The sequence below is a fragment of the Burkholderia sp. CpTa8-5 genome, assembly GCF_017815045.1.
Taxonomy (GTDB): Bacteria; Pseudomonadota; Gammaproteobacteria; order Burkholderiales; family Burkholderiaceae; genus Burkholderia; species Burkholderia sola.
Genome location: NZ_JAGIQD010000003.1, coordinates 176,519 through 190,092, shown reverse-complemented (window position 1 = coordinate 190,092; position 13,574 = coordinate 176,519). Strand labels below are relative to the sequence as shown.

The window sequence follows — 13,574 nt, the reverse complement described above, 5'->3', positions numbered from 1 at the left end:
GCAGTTCTCCTGCCGCGGGGGGGGGGGGGCGCGGCCGCTCGCGTTCCGCGAGCCGCACGCTCCCCCGTTTCACACTGAATGACGCATTCGCGCGGTACAGTACCGCGCAATGACGGCTATCGCCGCGTCGCGTTCGGCCTTGCGCCGCGGCGACGCGCGCCGGCATGCGCTTCTTGCACGGCAGGACAACCATGACTTTTGATTTCGCACTCCGTCTTTTCACCGCGTTCGCCTGCGGCGTCGCCATCGGCCTCGAGCGGCAGATGCGCCAGCGCACGGCCGGCCTGCGCACCATCACGCTCGTCGCGAGCGGCGCGTGCCTGTTCGTCACGCTCGGCGTGCTCACCGGCAACGGCGTCGCGGGCGTCACGCAGATCGCCGCGTACGTCGTGTCGGGCGTCGGCTTTCTCGGCGGCGGCGTGATCATGCGCGACAAGGGCTCGATCCAGGGCATCAACACGGCCGCGACGCTGTGGTGCTCGGCCGCCGTCGGCGTGCTGGCCGGCTCCGGCCACTACGTGCCCGCGCTCGCCGGCACGGCCGTCGTGCTGCTCACCAATACGGTGCTGCGCGGCGTCAGCCAGGCCATCAACGCGACGCCCGTGTCGAACGCCGACCTCGTGCGCGAATACCAGATCACCGTGATCTGCCTCGCCGCCGACGAAGTGCACATCCGCACGCTGCTGTCGAACGCGATGTATGCGAAGCCGCTGTCGTTCCAGAGCCTCACGAGCGAAGACGTGCCCGAGCAGCCCGACCGGCTGAAGGTGACCGCGACGCTGAAGCTGCATCCGAAGGATCAGCAGAAGCTCGAGCAGATCGCGAGCCGGATGAGCATGGAGAAAAGCATTTCCAGCGTGAGCTGGACCGCAAAGGAAGCGGAGCCGATGATGGAGTGAGCCGCGGCGCGGCGGACGCGGCATCCGGCGCCGCCGTCGCACGACGTCACGTCAAGGTGCTTCGATGAGCCCGGCCGAAATCGCCTTGACGACCGCCTGGACCTTGTTGGTCGCGCCAAGTTTCTCGAGGATGTTGTTCACGTGGAAGTTGACCGTCCGCTCCGAGATGCTGAGGATCTGGCCGATTTCGCATGCGGTCTTGCCCTCGGCCGTCCAGCACAGCACCTCGCGCTCGCGCGCGGTCAGCGTGACGCCCGCCGCGGGCGACAGCTTCGGCACCATGAAGCGGCTCATCAGCGAATGCGACAGGTTCGCGAGCCAGTTCGTCTGCAGCGTCAGCATGTTGATCTCGGCCGGCGTCAGCCGGTCGGCATGACGGGCGATGCTCAACAGGCCGAACGCGCCGCGCGCCGCCCAGCTCGATTGCGCGATGCCCACCGACAACCCGAAATCGCGCGCGTCCTGCCACAGCGGACACGGGTCGAGGTTGTCGACGTCCGGCCAGACGATCATGTTGGTGCTGAGCGCGCCGTCGCGAACCGTCGAGTCGATCTCGATATAGTTCTGCGCCTGATAGTGCGCCATCCAGCCATCCGGATAGGTATTGAAGATGGCGACCGCCGGCTTCGAAACGGGCAGCGGTACGCGAATGCCGTAACAGCAATATTCGAATCCCAGCCGCCTGGAATAGGCGGCGATCCGCTGGAAGAGCTGCTGCTCGTCTTCCGCGGCGCTGAATTGTTGGTAGGCATCCTGCCAGCGCAGTTCCATTCTTTCTCCGACAACGTCACGCTGTCATACTTGTCAGGTTCCAGCACCCTTTCGAGGCTGATACATTCCGCGCATGACTTCACCCTTGCTGCACCCTGTCCCCGGCCCGTCCCCGGACGGCTACGTACGCCTGTCAGAAGGCGCACTGGCCGCACTTGTACTCGACCATGTCGCAAGCGGCCTCGACCCTTCTTTGCTCGCCGAACTGCGCGACAACGCGATCGACGCCCGCCTTGCCGGCTATACCGAATGGCATCGCGCGGCCGGTGCCGGCGTCGCCTACGTGACGGTCGGCTGGGACTGGTACCTCGAACGCGCGACAGGCGCGTTCGTGATCGCGGGCGGCGACGTCCGCAGCAACGTGATGGCCATCGACGCCAAGGGCGCCGACATCGGCATGTTCCGCACGGCCGCCGCGCTCGCCGCGCGGCTCGCCACCCTCGACTGGCCTGCCGCGGTCGCATCCGCCCTGCTCGGGCCCAACGACGCCTATCATGCCGGTCCGACGCTCCAGTGACAACTGGCCGCGCATTCCTCTGACTATTTTGCAAGACTGGCGCTCTTTATAAATAAAACCGCCCCGGTTTTCAATCCCGTCGATCAAGAAACCGTTACCACCGCGCAAATGGCGTCTTTTACGCCGCCACCCTGTAAGAGTTACCAGTTACAGGCTCCTCGTGCCGCGCGCTGTAATGCGTGCATACAAAAGCACAGATCCGAGGACATCCATGCAGACCTTCGTTCACGAGGAAGGGCGGTTGCCGCACGCACTCGCGGCGGACCTAGGGCGCTATCGGCGCCGCGTGTTCGTCGAGCAGCTCGGTTGGGCGCTCCCGTCGGCGAACGAAAGTTTCGAGCGTGACCAGTTCGATCGCGACGATACCGTCTACGTGTTCGCGCGAAACGCCGCCGGCGACATGTGCGGATGTGCGCGCCTGCTGCCGACGACGCGCCCGTATCTGCTGAAGTCGCTGTTCGCCGACCTGGTCGCCGAGGACATGCCGCTGCCGCAATCGGCCGCCGTCTGGGAACTGTCCCGGTTCGCGGCGACCGACGACGAAGGCGGGCCCGGCAACGCCGAATGGGCCGTGCGCCCGATGCTCGCGGCCGTCGTCGAATGCGCGGCGCAGCTCGGCGCGCGCCAGTTGATCGGCGTGACGTTCGCGAGCATGGAGCGGCTGTTCCGCCGGATCGGCATACACGCGCACCGCGCGGGCCCGCCGAAGCAGGTCGACGGACGTCTGGTGGTCGCGTGCTGGATCGATATCGACTCGCAAACGTTTGCTGCGCTAGGAATCGAGCCGGGGCAGGCCGCCCGGCAAGCTATCGCCGCCTGAGCCGGAACGCACGCGTTTCCGTCCGGGCGGCATCGTAACGAAGGAGAACCAACGTGGACCAGTCCCAGGTCTTTCGCGCGATGATGCCCGGGTTGACGAGCGCCAGCGGCGCCCGCATCGCGGTCGCCTATCCGTCGTTCCCCAGGCCGTTGCCGCTCGTGCGGCTCGACCGCCGCGGGCTCGTGTTTCGTGCGACCGGCGCCGCGCCGCTCGTGTGCGGGCTGCCGCGGCCGGCCACCCTGCTGGTCGGGGACGAGCCGCTGTGCTCGCTGCGCCTCGTGATCCGCGACATCGCCGCGGTCGGCGACGGCCGACACGACCTGACGATGCAGCCGTCCGGCGCTGCCGGCGACGAATTGCTGTGGCACGCATTGCGCGATCGCGAGCCGTACCGGCAGATGCGGCACCCGCTCGCGCCGGTCGACGCGCCCGTCGCGTCGGATCGCGAACCGCCTGAGGCGGCCGGCGAAATCGCGGCGCGCCCGTCGCGCAGCGCGGCTTTCCGCCTGCCCAGCCACAGCGACGCGCTGTTCTTCGCGGACTGGCTCGAATATCACTTCGACGAACTGCGCGCGCTGTCCCACCAGCACGGGCCGCAACTGCAGCTCAATCAGCTTGAACGACAGGTTGACGATGACGAGGTCGGCGTGCGTTTCGTCTACGACATCGACGGGCATGCGACGCGGCACGCATTGACCGACTGCGCGCGCGAGGCGTGCGCATGGATCGAAACGGAGATGCGCAGCAAATACGCGCTGCCCGTCGCGCAGGAGCGGTTCGGCGCGTTTGCGACGCACGCACGGGCCGGCGGCGTATGAATGAGGCTGTGTCGCGCGCCGCCGCCAGGCGGTCTGCGCGGCGGCAAGTTGTGCGGATACAACGAGGGCTTGCAAACGTCCGGGTTTTCCCTTAAATTTACCTCTGTCTCCTCCATGTCTCCAAACATGGATTCAGCCCGCTCAAGCAGCGGGCTTTTTTATTGCCTGAACGGCTTGTGGGGCCGCATCGCCTCCCCCGCCTGACTAGCCCGCCGGACGCACGCCGGTCGGTCGCAGCCGGTAGTGATGCTCCGCAAATATCAGCGCGACCGCCGCGACGAGCGCCAACAGCAGGTACAGCCAACCCTTCCGGGTCGTCGGCAGGTCCGTCAGGGCACCGACATCGCCCGTCAGCGCCGCCAACGCGACCATCGCCAAGCCGGCCAGTACCAACGTCCCCTTTGCCGCCCATCCGAAACCGGCCTCCAGTCCGGCCGCCCATCGCGACTGACGATAAGGTCCGGCAACCGGTCGACGAAGATCGGGCTTATCCATTCGCCACCTCCAGCCCGGCATGCGCGTATCCGCGCGTCGTGCGGCAGGCGCTGTCGAACGCATGCCTTCGAAGGTCTTGCTGACGAGTGGCCGCAGCAACGCGGAGTGCCCATACTGGATCGACAAGCGTCATGTTTTTTCTTTCGCGAGATGAGGCTCGACACCATTCGATCCGTTTGGCCGCGCCGAATCGATATCGTTCGATACGGCACGTATCGCCCGTAGCGCGGCCTACTCGCGTCGCGCACTCGCGATCGCCCGGCTTATCATTGAGCGGCCCGCCACTTCCCGCCGAGGCCCTCTTGCACGCCCATCTGCGCATTGCCCGCCCGGTCAGCAACCTCGCCCACACCGAGCGCATGTATCGCGACGCCCTCGATCTATCGGTACTGGCGCGCTTCGAGGATCACGACGGCTTTTCCGGCGTGATCCTCGGACGCGAAGGCCTCGACTATCACTTCGAGTTCACGCACTGCCCCGACCATCCGATCGCGCCGTCGCCGACGCCCGAGGACCTGATCGTGTTCTATCTGCCCGATCGTCCGAAATGGGAAGCTGCCTGCGAGCGCGCGACCGCACACGGCTTCATGCCGGTGACGTCGTTCAATCCGTACTGGGAAATATCAGGCCAGACTTTCGAGGATGCCGACGGCTACCGGATCGTGTTGCAGAACGGCACGTGGCGTTGACGGGCAGATGCGCGTGAGCGGTTACGCGCCGGCGTGACTGCGGGGAGCGGTCGCGCGTCCGCCGATCGCCAGCGACGCAGCGTCGGGCGTTCGATTTCGAACTTCGATGGCGTGATCGTCATGGGCGGTGCGGAACGGGCGGACGCCGCGCGCAACGCAGCTGATGACATAAGCGCGGCACTAGAACGAATGAGGGGGAAATCGCGATCGTCGCTTGTACCTGCAACGATCGGAAAACAGATGACGAACAACGGGCGCCGCCGCGCCCGCTCCGGTTACTCGTTTTCTTCGAAGTAATGCCCAAACTTCGTCTGCTTCGTGCGGATATAACGTTCGTTTTCCTCGCGCACGGGCACCGCGAGCGCCACGCGCTCGCAAACGGGAATGCCGTGCTTCACGAGCGTATCGAACTTCTTCGGATTGTTGCTCATCAGCCGCACCGACGTCACGCCGAGGATGCGCAGGATCGCAGCGGCCGAGTCGTATTCGCGGGCGTCGTCGGGCAGGCCGAGATCGAGGTTCGCCTCGACGGTGTCGCGCCCCTGCTCCTGCAGCGCGTATGCGCGGATCTTGTTGCTCAAGCCGATGCCGCGGCCTTCATGGCCGCGCAGATACAGCAGTACGCCGCGATCTTCGGCCGCGATGTAACGCAATGCGAGATCGAGTTGCTCGCCGCAATCGCAGCGGTACGAGCCGAACACGTCACCGGTCAGGCATTCGGAATGCAGCCGGGTCAGCACGGACTGCTCGCCCGTCACGTCGCCCATCACGAGCGCGAGGTGTTCGGCATCGCTGCCCGATACGCGAAACGCGTATGACGTGAACGTACCGTAGCGCGTGGGCAGCGACGCGGTGGCGACGAGCGTCACGCACTCGTCGGCCTGGCCATTGCCCGGCGTGGGCGATTGGGGACGCGAAGACATCATGAATTCAATCGAAACTTCAGGAATGTAGGAGTTATGTGGATGGTGCGTGACGGGAGTTTACCGCTAATCTGGAAACGTCACGCGACTGCCGCCGCCCGCCCGGCTATACTGGGCTCACCGGGTGACGCGCATCACGCCCCGACTGCCCTGCATCGACTGCACACGGAGAAAGCGAATGAGCACGACTGTCGCGCAGATTCTCAAGGCCAAGCCGGATTCGGGCCGCACCATCTACACCGTCACGAAGACCGATCTCGTCTACGACGCCATCAAGCTGATGGCGGAAAAGGGCATCGGCGCACTGCTGGTCGTCGACGGCGACGACATTGCGGGCATCGTCACCGAGCGCGATTACGCGCGCAAGATCGTCCTGCAGGACCGTTCGTCGAAAGCCACCCGCGTCGAGGAAATCATGACGGCGAAGGTGCGCTACGTCGAACCGTCGCAATCCACCGACGAGTGCATGGCGCTGATGACCGAGCACCGGATGCGCCACCTGCCCGTGCTCGACGGCGGCAAGCTGGTCGGCCTGATCTCGATCGGCGACCTCGTGAAGAGCGTGATTGCCGATCAGCAGTTCACGATCAGCCAGCTCGAACACTACATCCACGGCACGCCCAACGTCACGTCCGCCTGATCCGCCCAGCAAAAAAGGCCCAAACGCATCAGCGTCTGGGCGGAAAGCCGCCGGCATGCGGCGACGGAGGTTCTGCTCCTGCGGGCGAACGACGCGCGCGACCGGCGCGCGTCTCGTCAATTCAGCGGTGCGCTCGGGCAGACCCGGGGACGTTCAATCAATTACCGAAGTAGACCGAATTCACGGGATTCGGCGCTTCCCGCGTCACGCGGCGGCCGCCTTGCGCGGCACCCGTGGCCACGGCGCCGTAGCCGCTCGTATCGGCTTGCGCGAGCATCGGCTGGTTCGGCTGAATGCGCTGCTCGGCGACCTGGATGTCGCTCGGATATTGCGAATCGCTCGCCACCGGCTTGTAGCCGTTCTGCTCGAGTTGCACGAGTTCGGCCTTGACCTCCGCGCGGGTCAACCCCTGCTCGGATTGCGCGAACGATGCGATCGGAGCGGCAAGGACGGATGCGGCGATGGCTGCGTAGATGATCGACTTCATGATTTACCTCCGGAATATGTTCTGTTTTGACGTCGCCTCGGCAGGACTGTCTGAAGCGATTGAATCCAGTGTAGTGCTCGCCACTCCAAGGGGAAACCCTTAGTTTGAACATACAGCGTTGCGTTTTTGGAAAAGATCGCCCACTGTTTCGGAACAGGGCCGCTCCAACTTGCTTCACCTGCACAACAATCGCTGACGAAACGCCGACAGTCAGATCACATGCCCGGAAGGTTGTGTTGTAGAATCGTAAGGTTTTATTCGCCAGTCGATATTCCATCCACCATGTACGCGCTCACGTCCCTTTCGGTTTCGCCGTCCGGCCCGGCCGGCGTGTGCGCGCGCGCCAGCCAGCCGGCGCATCCCCTCGCTCGACGCACGGCCCAGGCGCCGCTCGCCCCTGCCCGGCGCCTGATCTGACCGCACGGTCTCCACCCGGAGCCAGGTTAGACAGGCTCCGGGCGATCCTCATAGGCACGCCACGCCTGCCCCTGCCGATCATTTGGAGAACCACCATGAAACAACGCCTTTACCAGTTGACCGAACTCGACGTCGCCCGCCTCGAAAAGCACGCCGAGCACAACCCGCGCTTCCAGACCATGCTCGACACGCTGCTCGAACGCGCGGATATCGTCCAGCCCGACGCCATCAAGGCGAACGTCGTCACGATGAACTCGCAAATCACGCTGCTCGACGAAGCAACTCAGGAACAGGCCACGTGGACGATCGTTTATCCGGACGCCGCCAACCTCGAACTCGGGCGCCTGAACGTGTTCTCGCCCGTCGGCATGGCGCTGCTGGGCACGCAGCGCGGCCAGATGGTCAAGGTGATGCAGCCCAGCGGCGCCGAAAAGCTGATGAAGGTCGCCGCGATCGTGTTCCAGCCGGAAGCCAACGGCGAATACACGCGCTGAGCTAACGGCCGGCCAGCGCCCCGCCATACGCGCGCAGAACGACAAAAGCGAGGCACGGGCCTCGCTTTTTTGCATCCAGACGATCCGGATTAGCGTCATCGCCTTCCGCATAAAAAAAAGGCGCCCGAAGGCGCCTTTTCGATGCTGCGGAGCGGGTTACCCCGCCCGTCACGCTTAGAAGCGGTGACGCAGACCAACCGTTGCTGCGGTTTGGTTGATCGACGAGCTCGGCAGGTTGTTGTTGAAGCTGTCGCCGTTGTAGATCGACGCGCCGATGCCGTTCTTCGCTGCACGCTGGTACACAGCTTGTGCGTAGACGTCCGTGCGCTTCGACAGTGCGTAATCAGCTTGCAGGCCGAACTGGTTCCAGTGCGTGCTGCCGTTGTTGATCTTCGCGTTCGTGTACGTGTAAGCAGCACCCAGGCCGAGAGCCGGCGTCAGGTTGTACTTCGCGTTGACTTCGTAGTTGTCGGTGCGCAGCGTGCCTGCAGCAACTGCGTTGTTGTCGAGACGTGCTTGCGTCCATGCAGCGCCGACTTGTGCCGGGCCGAATGCGTAGCCAGCAGCAGCACCGTACGTGCGGACGCGGCCTTGGTTAGCGATGCCACCGATCGCCGACGACGTCGCGCCGTTTGCGTTCGTGCCGTCACCCAGGTTCGCTTGCGAGTATGCAGCAGCCAGCTTCAGACCTTGGAACTGGTATGCAGCACCTGCGCTGTACGCACGGTTGTTGCCGAAGTTCGTGTTGTTCGAGAACGAGTACGTGCCGCCGAATTGCAGGCCAGCGTAGTTCGCGCTCGTGAACTTGATCGTGTTGTTCTGTGCGACGTCACCGTTCGTGCTCAGACGGTCGAGGTTCAGCGGGTGCGCGAAGTACGTGCCGCCCCACGAGCCCGTTGCCGTCAGCGGTGCCAGGTAGTCTTGCGTTGCGTCATACTGCTTACCCAGCGTGACCGTGCCGTACTGGCTCGACAGGCCGACGAAAGCCTGGCGGTTGAACATGCCACCGTTGCCGTTCGCGAAGCGGCCGTTACCGATGTTGAAGCCGCTTTCCAACGTGAAGATTGCCTTCAGGCCGCCACCCAGGTCTTCCGAGCCACGCAGGCCGAAACGGCTCTGGTCAATGCCCGAACCCATCGCCCAACGCGACTTGCCAGCTTGGCCGAGTGCCGGCTGGACGTTGCTCGTGTAGGTGATGCCTGCGTCCAGCACGCCGTACAGCGTGACGCTGCTTTGCGCGTGAGCGACGGTAGCGAACGATGCTGCAGCTGCTGCAACGATCAGAGTCTTGTTCATTCGTGGAGCTCCCTTCTAAAAAGAGGCAGGTCTCGCGACCTTGTTCATAAACGGTCTGCAACCGCCCGGGAGCGCCATCGGTCCTGCTGGCGGCGCCCGGATAGTTGCCCGTTTGGGAACCGTGAGTTTAGGGGTGTACCCTAGGGGAGCGATCCGCAAATAAAGAAATAAGCTTTTCCAGAACTAGAAATAATGAAAGTGGGGACGCGTCATAAGTATTTGTTTTAACGTTTGTTTTTGACTTCTTGACGAGCCCTTTTTGGAGGCTTTCATCGCACCATTCTTACATGTCATCGTCTTGACGGTTGCATAGAAACAACAAACGGATTCGGTTCGGCACCCCAAAATCGGTAATTGTTACCCAAATCAATCTCAAATATTGGCCGATCTGCCTCCGAAACGTCCCGCCGACCCGTCAACAGCGGGCGGCGCCAGTGCCACGGCGAGATCCCGTCGGCCGGCAGAAAGGGAAGGCGGCTCGCGCCTGCCGTGACACTCGGTAACAGCCTTGACCGCCCGCGTAACCCGGCGGGCCTGACGGCAGGCTAATGTAAGGCGGTCTTGGATACAGAACGGGAACCGCCATGAATCGACGCTCGCTGCTGCGCGCCATCGGATTGACCGCAGCCTTCGCCGGCACCGGCTGGCTGCGTGCCGCCTCGGCCCAGCCCGCCCCGCCCGCGTACCGGCCATCCGGCCCGCACCGCGTTCCCGGCGGGCCGCCGTATGCGGATCGCCCCGGCTTCGCGCCCCCGGCGGCACGCCACGACCGTCGCCCGCCGCCGCCACGGCCGCACGGCTATATATGGACGGACGGCTACTGGCGCTGGCAGCATGGCCGCTATATATGGGTGTCCGGCCGCTGGGTCGCACGGCGCCCCGGACGCCGCTGGATGCCCGGCTACTGGCGCCGGCAGGGGCCGGTGTGGGTCTACGTCGACGGTTCGTGGCGGTAAGCAGCGGTCCGGCTCCCCGATCGATGAAGGTCCGGAGCCGGACCGTGCGCGAGAGCCGGCGCCGTCCGCGCCACGGAATCGTGCGCTACGGCAGCCGCGCTACGGTCAACCTATCGTCTGGCTGCCATTCGGCGACATCATTCGGATAACGAAATCATGCCGTGGCGATGCGAATGCATCCGGCCATGCTCGCCGTCCGCGCACTCGTCTGCCGCTTACCGCCCGCCAACGGACCGATGCGTGCGCCGCGCTCAGCGCCCCCTTTCAGCTCGCGCGCACGACGGCACGCCGCGCAGATCGCGCGATGATGTCCGTGGGCCCAGCGGATCGTCGCCGCGGGCAGGCTAACGTACGTGCGAGCCGCCTACGACAACATTGCCGTTCGCGCACCCGGCCGCGTGCGGCCATACGCGACCATCATCGCGAAGCTGAGCAGGAAACCCGCGCCGCCGATCAGCAGCAGCCCCGTCTCGCCGAATACGGGTAGCAGGTTCGTCAGCGCGCCCGTCACGACCCACGCGACCGCCATCACCGAGCCCGCGACGCCGAGCGCCCAGCCTTGCCGATCGTCGCTGACCGCGTCGGAAAACGCCGTATACATCGTCGTGTACGCAACCATGTCGAAGCAGCCGACGACCATCGCGAGCGCCCACAGCATCGGTTCGTGCGGAAACAACGCGGACAGGATCTGGCCAAGCCCGGCGACGAGCAGGCCCGTCTTCGCGATATCGATCACGCGCCACACGCGCAGCATCAGTCGCACGACGCACAGCAGGCCGAACACGAAGCAGATGCCGATCACGCCGCTGAACAGCCCGAGCCGCGCGCTCGTATAGCCGAACTTCGCCTGCAACAGCAGCATGATGGTCTGCAGGTAGAGCCCGTAGCCCACTTGCATCAAGAAGAACACCATCGACAGGAACGCGACGTTGCGCTGGCGCGCCGCCTCCCCGATGATCCGCAGCGGCAGCAGCGGATCGATGCGCGTATCGCCGCGCGGCGCGGCGGAATCGCGATACGACGCCCAGGTCCAGCACGCGCAGATCAGCGACAGCGCGGCGACCAGCACGAACGGCGTGCCGTAGTCGAACAGCGGCGAGATCGTCCGGTCGGACGTGACGCCGCCGAGCACCGGGCCGACGATCACGCCTGCGCTGAACGCGAGCGACATGATGCTCATGTTGTACGCCTTCGTGTCGGGCGTGCTGAGATCGGTGATGGCCGCCTGCGCGATGCCCTGGCAGCCGGCCATCAGGCCGGTGAGCCCGCGGCCCGCCAGCAGCAGCGCGATGCTCGCGTGCCACGCGCCGGCCGCCATCATCGCGTAGCCGGCCGCGAGACCGAGCACGCACAGCAGCAGGATCCGGCGGCGGCCGTAGCGGTCGGACAGTTCGCCCATCAGCGACGAGCCGAAGAACATGCACAGCGGGTAGATCCCGTAGCCGAGGCCGAGATAGAAATTGCGCGCATGCGCGCCGGTGTCGGCCGGCAGGATGCCCGCGTGCGGATCGCTGAAGATCGCGGACATCATCGGATAAACGAGCCCGAATCCCATCGCGTCGAGCGCGATGGCGAGCAGACAGGGGCCGAGCAGTGTGTAGTCGAGCCGGGACATGGCGACCTTCCGGACAGAGTGGATGATCGCCCCAGCGTAATGACCGCGCGGCGGCCGCGGTAGGCAGCCGGCCGCGATGCTAAGCATCGGCTCGTGCGATACCCTGGACGGCCCGCGCCGAGGGATCGCCGTCCATGCCGTGCGGCCGCTACGCGACGCTCAGCGGCTCGCGCTGAAATCGTCGGCGCGCGACCACGCACGGCGCGCCGTCGTGCATGAACACGCTGGCGAGCAGCCCGAACGACGCCGCACGCCGTCCGCATGCGGCGCTCTCGTTCGACTGGATAACACGAAGCGATTTATTGCGACCATGGTCCACGCGGCGCGGCCGATGCGATGTCAGTGCGCCGCCTCGGCCGTCGACGCGCGGCATGCGATCAGGCCGCGTTGCACGGCCGGCCGCGCGGCGATATTGGCAAGCCAGCGCTCGACGTGCGGGAAACCGGCAATGTCGAGATCGAGCTCGTCCGCCGTGCGCAGCCACGGAAACGCCGCAATATCGGCGATCGAATACCGCGACGACGCGAGATACGCCGATTCCGACAAGCGGCCGTTCACGACCCCGTAGAGACGCAGCGCCTCCTTCCGGTAGCGGTCGATCGCTTCCGCATTGCCCGTCTTCGATGCGCGCAGGAACCACCACAGCTGGCCAAGCATCGGCCCGATCCCGCCGATCTGGAAATGCAGCCATTGCTGGACCGCCGTGCGCTCGGCCAGCGTTTCGGGCTGCAGGCAACCCGTCTTCGCGGCGAGATAGCTGAGGATCGCGCCGGATTCGAATACGGCGAGCCCCGTGTCGTGGTCGACGATGGCCGGGATCTTGCCGTTCGGATTGATCGCGAGATACGCCGGGCTGCGCTGCTCGCCGGCGGACAGGTTCACCTGCACGCGATCGTGGGCAAGCCCGGCCTCTTCGAGGTAGATCGCGATCTTGTGTCCGTTCGGCGTGTCGGCCGTATAGAACGTGAGAGCGTGCGTCGAGGTCATGTCGGTCCTTGTCATCGGGTTATCGTTGCAACTACAATCGTTGCAATTGCAATCCTATGCCGAAACCGACGGCGTTGGGACATGCCAGTACTCGAAGGAGGGACATGCGGACTGTGCGACCCGGTGCGCCCGCGCGGCGCACGGCCGCTCGGTACGCCGGATACCGCTACTTCGCGTCGGCTGCCGCGTCGCGGGCCGCAGCGGTCGCACGATCGAGCGCGGCGGCCATCGCCGCCCGCTCCTTGCCGGTGAACTGGTCGAGAAAAAGCTCGGCGACCGTCGACTGGTACACCTTCCACATCTTTTTGCGCAGCGTCCGCCCCTTGTCGGTGATGCTCGCGAACGCGGCACGGCCGTCGTCCGCCGAACGCGTGCGCGTCACGAGCCCCTCCTGTTCGAGTCGGTCGACGAGCCGCGTCAGGTTGTAGCGCTCGATCGCGAGCACGTCGGCCAGTTCGTGCATGCGGCGCGTACCGTCGGGGCCGCTTTCGAGCCCCCACAGCGCGTCGTACCACGCATACGCAGGCAGGCGGGCCGCCGCGAGGCGACGCTCGATCTCGCGGATCATCGTCCGGTGCGCGCGGACGAACGAGAACCACAGATCGGGCTCGGTTGCGTTCATGTCAGGTCTTTCCTCTCGCTTGATTGCAGTTGCAATTAAATTTTACCGCGAGAACGACGGCCCTTTCATGCGCCTGCAATCGCCTAGGCGTTGCCCACCGATCGGCAAGGCAAGCGTTTCGTCGCGCG

General features: G+C 65.1%; 16 protein-coding genes. 8 read left to right on the top strand and 8 right to left on the bottom strand.

The window, feature by feature from the left end:
- Nucleotides 1-191: 191 nt before the first annotated feature.
- Entirely contained in the window at nucleotides 192-899 is a 708-nt protein-coding gene (locus J8I35_RS07075) for an MgtC/SapB family protein (RefSeq protein ID WP_050011936.1), read from the top strand.
- Between the two features lie 51 nt (nucleotides 900-950).
- On the opposite strand, the gene J8I35_RS07070 is transcribed toward J8I35_RS07075, so the two are convergent.
- Nucleotides 951-1,670, bottom strand: coding sequence for an autoinducer binding domain-containing protein (locus J8I35_RS07070; protein WP_050011937.1), 720 nt, complete (start codon nucleotides 1,668-1,670; stop codon nucleotides 951-953).
- A gap of 73 nt (nucleotides 1,671-1,743) precedes the next feature.
- Here J8I35_RS07070 and J8I35_RS07065 point away from each other — a divergent pair, with 73 nt between their 5' ends.
- The 3 genes from J8I35_RS07065 to J8I35_RS07055 all read left to right on the top strand — a co-directional run bounded on the left by J8I35_RS07065 (nucleotide 1,744) and on the right by J8I35_RS07055 (nucleotide 3,825).
- Nucleotides 1,744-2,187, top strand: coding sequence for a DUF4902 domain-containing protein (locus J8I35_RS07065; RefSeq protein WP_089489499.1), 444 nt, complete (start codon nucleotides 1,744-1,746; stop codon nucleotides 2,185-2,187).
- 211 nt (nucleotides 2,188-2,398) lie between these two features.
- Nucleotides 2,399-3,007, top strand: coding sequence for an acyl-homoserine-lactone synthase (locus J8I35_RS07060; protein ID WP_050011939.1), 609 nt, complete (start codon nucleotides 2,399-2,401; stop codon nucleotides 3,005-3,007).
- 53 nt (nucleotides 3,008-3,060) lie between these two features.
- Nucleotides 3,061-3,825: a hypothetical protein gene (locus J8I35_RS07055; RefSeq protein WP_209924857.1), complete on the top strand. Its 765-nt coding sequence runs from the start codon at nucleotides 3,061-3,063 to the stop codon at nucleotides 3,823-3,825.
- Between the two features lie 204 nt (nucleotides 3,826-4,029).
- On the opposite strand, the gene J8I35_RS07050 is transcribed toward J8I35_RS07055, so the two are convergent.
- Nucleotides 4,030-4,320 carry a hypothetical protein gene (locus tag J8I35_RS07050; protein WP_050011940.1) on the bottom strand — a complete coding sequence of 97 codons (291 nt, stop codon included), beginning with the start codon at nucleotides 4,318-4,320 and terminating at the stop codon, nucleotides 4,030-4,032.
- Between the two features lie 302 nt (nucleotides 4,321-4,622).
- Here J8I35_RS07050 and J8I35_RS07045 point away from each other — a divergent pair, with 302 nt between their 5' ends.
- Nucleotides 4,623-5,009, top strand: a complete 387-nt coding sequence (locus J8I35_RS07045) for a VOC family protein (protein ID WP_124592933.1) — start codon at nucleotides 4,623-4,625, stop codon at nucleotides 5,007-5,009.
- A gap of 275 nt (nucleotides 5,010-5,284) precedes the next feature.
- Here the strand turns inward: J8I35_RS07045 and ribA are convergent, their stop codons facing one another.
- Nucleotides 5,285-5,935: a GTP cyclohydrolase II gene (gene ribA, locus J8I35_RS07040; RefSeq protein WP_006480964.1), complete on the bottom strand. Its 651-nt coding sequence runs from the start codon at nucleotides 5,933-5,935 to the stop codon at nucleotides 5,285-5,287.
- A gap of 175 nt (nucleotides 5,936-6,110) precedes the next feature.
- On the opposite strand from ribA, the gene J8I35_RS07035 reads away from it, so the two are divergent.
- Entirely contained in the window at nucleotides 6,111-6,572 is a 462-nt protein-coding gene (locus tag J8I35_RS07035) for a CBS domain-containing protein (protein WP_050011984.1), read from the top strand.
- A gap of 157 nt (nucleotides 6,573-6,729) precedes the next feature.
- Here the strand turns inward: J8I35_RS07035 and J8I35_RS07030 are convergent, their stop codons facing one another.
- Nucleotides 6,730-7,059: a DUF4148 domain-containing protein gene (locus J8I35_RS07030; protein ID WP_050011985.1), complete on the bottom strand. Its 330-nt coding sequence runs from the start codon at nucleotides 7,057-7,059 to the stop codon at nucleotides 6,730-6,732.
- A 512-nt stretch (nucleotides 7,060-7,571) separates the two neighbouring features.
- Here J8I35_RS07030 and J8I35_RS07025 point away from each other — a divergent pair.
- The gene (locus J8I35_RS07025; RefSeq protein ID WP_006486027.1) at nucleotides 7,572-7,970 is read left to right on the top strand and encodes a GreA/GreB family elongation factor; all 399 of its coding nucleotides are present in this window, start codon (nucleotides 7,572-7,574) and stop codon (nucleotides 7,968-7,970) included.
- 174 nt (nucleotides 7,971-8,144) lie between these two features.
- Here J8I35_RS07025 and J8I35_RS07020 read toward each other — a convergent pair whose 3' ends face one another.
- Complete coding sequence (locus tag J8I35_RS07020; protein ID WP_050011987.1) at nucleotides 8,145-9,266, bottom strand: porin; 1,122 nt, start codon at nucleotides 9,264-9,266, stop codon at nucleotides 8,145-8,147.
- A gap of 584 nt (nucleotides 9,267-9,850) precedes the next feature.
- Here J8I35_RS07020 and J8I35_RS07015 point away from each other — a divergent pair.
- The gene (locus J8I35_RS07015) at nucleotides 9,851-10,222 is read left to right on the top strand and encodes a YXWGXW repeat-containing protein (protein ID WP_050011988.1); all 372 of its coding nucleotides are present in this window, start codon (nucleotides 9,851-9,853) and stop codon (nucleotides 10,220-10,222) included.
- A gap of 364 nt (nucleotides 10,223-10,586) precedes the next feature.
- Here J8I35_RS07015 and J8I35_RS07010 read toward each other — a convergent pair whose 3' ends face one another.
- The 3 genes from J8I35_RS07010 to J8I35_RS07000 form a co-directional block, all read right to left on the bottom strand.
- Entirely contained in the window at nucleotides 10,587-11,837 is a 1,251-nt protein-coding gene (locus tag J8I35_RS07010) for an MFS transporter (RefSeq protein WP_209924856.1), read from the bottom strand.
- Between the two features lie 339 nt (nucleotides 11,838-12,176).
- Nucleotides 12,177-12,824 (bottom strand): glutathione binding-like protein, encoded by a 648-nt coding sequence (locus J8I35_RS07005; protein ID WP_124593044.1) that lies wholly within the window; start codon nucleotides 12,822-12,824, stop codon nucleotides 12,177-12,179.
- A 166-nt stretch (nucleotides 12,825-12,990) separates the two neighbouring features.
- On the bottom strand, nucleotides 12,991-13,446 hold the full coding sequence (locus tag J8I35_RS07000) for a MarR family transcriptional regulator (protein WP_050011992.1): 456 nt from the start codon (nucleotides 13,444-13,446) through the stop codon (nucleotides 12,991-12,993).
- Between the last annotated feature and the right edge of the window lie 128 nt (nucleotides 13,447-13,574).

Coding starts and splice junctions, on each gene's coding strand:
- ribA (WP_006480964.1), bottom strand. CDS start 5,935: ATGATGTCTTCGCGTCCCCAATCGCCCACGCCGGGCAATGGCCAGGCC.
- J8I35_RS07050 (WP_050011940.1), bottom strand. CDS start 4,320: ATGGATAAGCCCGATCTTCGTCGACCGGTTGCCGGACCTTATCGTCAG.
- J8I35_RS07060 (WP_050011939.1), top strand. CDS start 2,399: ATGCAGACCTTCGTTCACGAGGAAGGGCGGTTGCCGCACGCACTCGCG.
- J8I35_RS07070 (WP_050011937.1), bottom strand. CDS start 1,670: ATGGAACTGCGCTGGCAGGATGCCTACCAACAATTCAGCGCCGCGGAA.
- J8I35_RS07035 (WP_050011984.1), top strand. CDS start 6,111: ATGAGCACGACTGTCGCGCAGATTCTCAAGGCCAAGCCGGATTCGGGC.
- J8I35_RS07020 (WP_050011987.1), bottom strand. CDS start 9,266: ATGAACAAGACTCTGATCGTTGCAGCAGCTGCAGCATCGTTCGCTACC.
- J8I35_RS07065 (WP_089489499.1), top strand. CDS start 1,744: ATGACTTCACCCTTGCTGCACCCTGTCCCCGGCCCGTCCCCGGACGGC.
- J8I35_RS07000 (WP_050011992.1), bottom strand. CDS start 13,446: ATGAACGCAACCGAGCCCGATCTGTGGTTCTCGTTCGTCCGCGCGCAC.
- J8I35_RS07005 (WP_124593044.1), bottom strand. CDS start 12,824: ATGACCTCGACGCACGCTCTCACGTTCTATACGGCCGACACGCCGAAC.
- J8I35_RS07075 (WP_050011936.1), top strand. CDS start 192: ATGACTTTTGATTTCGCACTCCGTCTTTTCACCGCGTTCGCCTGCGGC.
- J8I35_RS07025 (WP_006486027.1), top strand. CDS start 7,572: ATGAAACAACGCCTTTACCAGTTGACCGAACTCGACGTCGCCCGCCTC.
- J8I35_RS07030 (WP_050011985.1), bottom strand. CDS start 7,059: ATGAAGTCGATCATCTACGCAGCCATCGCCGCATCCGTCCTTGCCGCT.
- J8I35_RS07015 (WP_050011988.1), top strand. CDS start 9,851: ATGAATCGACGCTCGCTGCTGCGCGCCATCGGATTGACCGCAGCCTTC.
- J8I35_RS07010 (WP_209924856.1), bottom strand. CDS start 11,837: ATGTCCCGGCTCGACTACACACTGCTCGGCCCCTGTCTGCTCGCCATC.